Source organism: Halorubrum sp. Ea1 (assembly GCF_002252965.1).
In the GTDB taxonomy this organism is placed as follows: Archaea; Halobacteriota; Halobacteria; order Halobacteriales; family Haloferacaceae; genus Halorubrum.
This window is the reverse complement of the sequence record NZ_NHPG01000002.1, coordinates 1-3,004: the sequence shown is the minus strand read 5'-3', so window position 1 is coordinate 3,004 and position 3,004 is coordinate 1. Positions and strand designations below refer to the sequence as shown.

Below are 3,004 nucleotides of genomic sequence, written 5' to 3'. Positions count from 1 at the left end.
CTCGCCGACCGCGGCGCCGAGCTCGAACTCGAACCCCTCGTCGGCCGGGCGGCACGTCGAGAGCACCCACCCCAGGGCGCCGACCGGGAAGCCCATCGCCCCGGCGACGACGCCGGCGGCGAGCCTCGACCCGGTGTCCCGGTAGACGAACCCGGCGATCGCGAGGAGGAGGACGGCGAACGCCGCGAGCGCCGGGGGCTCGCGGAGGAACTCGTAGCACGCCGGCGGGACGGAGAGGGCGGTCCCGCCGCTCGGGGCGGCCGACGCGCCGACGTCGCCGCTCTCCCCGCTCGGTCCCCCCCCGGCGCCGGCGCCGCCGATCCCGCCGCCGCCGAGGCTCACGGCGGAGTCGAGCGTCGCCGCGGCGACGCCGAGCGCGACGACCGCGAGGAGCGCGAGGAGGGCCGCAGCGAGGGTGTCCCGCTTCACGTCCGTGGATACGCCGTACCGCACGAATAGCTTTCGGCGAGCGCGGGGACCGTCGACGACGCGGCGGGTCGGTGCGACGGCCCCGGACCGGCCGGGCCGCTTCAGTCCGCCGACCCGTCCACGACGTCGTCGAGCGGGGTGGTCGGGAACAGCCCGTCGACGTCCGGGTCCGGGTCGACGAGGCGGTAGCGGACGCCGTCGCGCTCGACGACCCCCGCGTCGGCGAGGTGGTCGAGGTGCGCGAACGCCTCGCCGGGCCCGTGGAGCACGTGGATGTCGACCAGGTCGCCGAACAGCGCCGCCGACACCTCCCACGCCGTCGCGGGGCCGCCGTCGGCGAGGACGTCGAGCACGCGCCGCGTCCGGTGGCGGTGGTGATCGAGGATCGTCGCGGCCCGCCGGCTCGGGTCGTCGATCCGCTCGCGGTGACCCGGGTGCGCCGCGTCGAAGTCCCGCTCGACGATCCGCGCGAGGCTCCGGCCGTACGCCGCGAGCGGCGCGTCGACCCGGACGTCCGCGCCGCCGACGTTCGGGGTATACTGGGGGAGGAGCGCGTCGCCGGCGAACAGCTCCTCGGGGGCCGCGGATCCCTTCCGCGGCTCCCGACCGCTTCGCCCGACCGGCTCGTGGTCCGGGGCCTCGCGCGGGTCGAATGCGAACCCGGCGAGCCCGGCGGTGTGCCCCGGCAGGTGGACGGCCTCCAGGGCCACGCTGCCGACCTCGACGACGTCGCCGTCGGCGATCGTCGTCACCTCCGCGGGGCGGCCGCTGAGATCGGTTCCCACCGCGTCGAAGAAGTCGCGCAGGCGCTCTTGGTCCGCCTCGGGGAGCCCCCATCGGTCGAACGTCTCGCGCTGGAGGTCGGGGTCGGCCGCGAGCGGCGTCTCCGTCCCGTCGACGAGGGGCGCGTCCGCCTCGTGGACGTACACGTCGGCGTCGCCCGCGGCCTGGATCTCGCCGGCCAGCCCCGCGTGGTCGGGGTGCCAGTGCGTCAAGGCGATCGCGTCGACGTCGTCGAACGCGACCCCGTGTTCGGCGAGCCCGGCCTCCAGATCGGCGCGGACGTCCGGGAGCGCGACGCCGGTGTCGACCAGCGCGGTCGTCTCGCCGTCGAGCAGGTAGACGTCGTTCGCACCCTCGAACACCGTGTTGCCGAGCTGGATCAGCTTCACACCCTCCCGTCGTCGGGCGCGCATTTGAGGGTTGCCTCCGCGGAACCCCCGGCGATCGACCCTCCCGCTTCGGGCGCCTCAGTCCGGCACGTCGACGCCGGTAAACTCGAAGCGGGCGCCGCCGTCGGCGCTCTCGGTGACGCCGACGTCCCAGCCCTGGGTCGCCGCGACGCTCTCGACGATCGCGAGCCCGAAGCCGGTCCCGTTCTCCCCGGTCGAGTGTCCCGTCTCGAACACCGCCTCGCGGTCGCCTTCGGGGATCCCGGGGCCGTCGTCGGCGACGTGGAACCCCCCGTCGAGGTCGCCGACCGTGACCGTGACGTCGTCGCCGGCGTGCTCGACCGCGTTTCGGACGAGGTTCTCGAACAGCTGCCTGAGCCGGCTCCGGTCGGCGCGGACCGCGCGGTCGGTCTCGACCCGCAGCGTCGCGTCGCCGGTCTCGACCCCCTCCCAGCACGCCTCGACGAACTCGCGGAGGGGGATCCGCTCCGCGTCCTCGGCGCCGTCGCCGTCGCGGGCGAGGGACAGGAGGTCCTCGATGAGCGTCTCCATCCGCTCGTGGGCGTCGGCGACGGCCTCGAGGTGCTCGGAGTCGCGTTCCTCGCGGGCGAGCTCCAGCCGCCCCCGCGCGACGCTGAGCGGGTTCCGGAGGTCGTGCGAGACGATGCTGGCGAACTCCTCCAGTCGCTCGTTCTTCTCTCGAAGCGTCTCCTCGCGGCGCTTCCGCTCGCGGACGTCCCGGATGACGCCGACGCGGTTCAGACCGTCGCCGTCCTCGCCCGTCACTAGGCTGAAGCGCATCTCGACCGGGAACCGCTCGCCGTCCGCGGTGAGAAAGTCGTACTCGACGACGCCGGTCTCGCGGTCGCCCGCCGCCATCTCGCGCCGGACCCGTCTGGCCTCCTCCGCCGTCTCTTCGGTGACCCAGTCGTAGATCTCGGTTCCGACCAGCTCATCGCGGCTCACCCCCTTCATCTCCGCGTAGCGCTCGTTGACGTACGCGATGGTCCCGTCGGGGCGCACGGCGTACACGGCGTCGTCCAGCGAGTCGAGGACCGTCTCGTACCGCCGTATCTCCTCGCCCCGGGGTGACCGTTCAGTCATGGCTCCTCTCGTCCGTTCGTTTCAGCCGTTCAGTAATAAATGGGCCGTCACGCTCGTCCGCTCGGGTCCGCTGCGGCCTCGCCGCCGGAGCGGTGCGGTTCGGGCGCCGACGCGGTGCGGTTCGGGCGCCGACGCGGTGCGGTTCCGGTGCGTTTTCGTCGTCTCGCGCCTACCCGACCGCATGGAGTATCAACCGGGCGTGTGCAACATCGGACCGGCCCAACAGCGACGGCGGCGACGAGGGTGATCGCGAGGAGGAACGAAACGACGCCGAGGAGGAGCCGCCGTCGCTGTTGGGC

At 73.9% G+C, this 3,004-nt stretch carries 2 protein-coding genes and 1 pseudogene; all 3 read right to left on the bottom strand.

Features of this window, described 5'->3' with window-relative positions:
* Positions 1–429: pseudogene (locus tag DJ73_RS00150) on the bottom strand (hypothetical protein); the annotation flags it as partial.
* 101 nt (positions 430–530) lie between these two features.
* Positions 531–1,601: an MBL fold metallo-hydrolase gene (locus tag DJ73_RS00145; RefSeq protein WP_094557026.1), complete on the bottom strand. Its 1,071-nt coding sequence runs from the start codon at positions 1,599–1,601 to the stop codon at positions 531–533.
* Between the two features lie 78 nt (positions 1,602–1,679).
* On the bottom strand, positions 1,680–2,705 hold the full coding sequence (locus tag DJ73_RS00140; protein ID WP_094522089.1) for a nitrogen regulation protein NR(II): 1,026 nt from the start codon (positions 2,703–2,705) through the stop codon (positions 1,680–1,682).
* Between the last annotated feature and the right edge of the window lie 299 nt (positions 2,706–3,004).

Bases quoted from the DNA above. Each gene is read 5' to 3' on its own strand.
- DJ73_RS00140 (WP_094522089.1), bottom strand. From the start codon at position 2,705: ATGACTGAACGGTCACCCCGGGGCGAGGAGATACGGCGGTACGAGACG.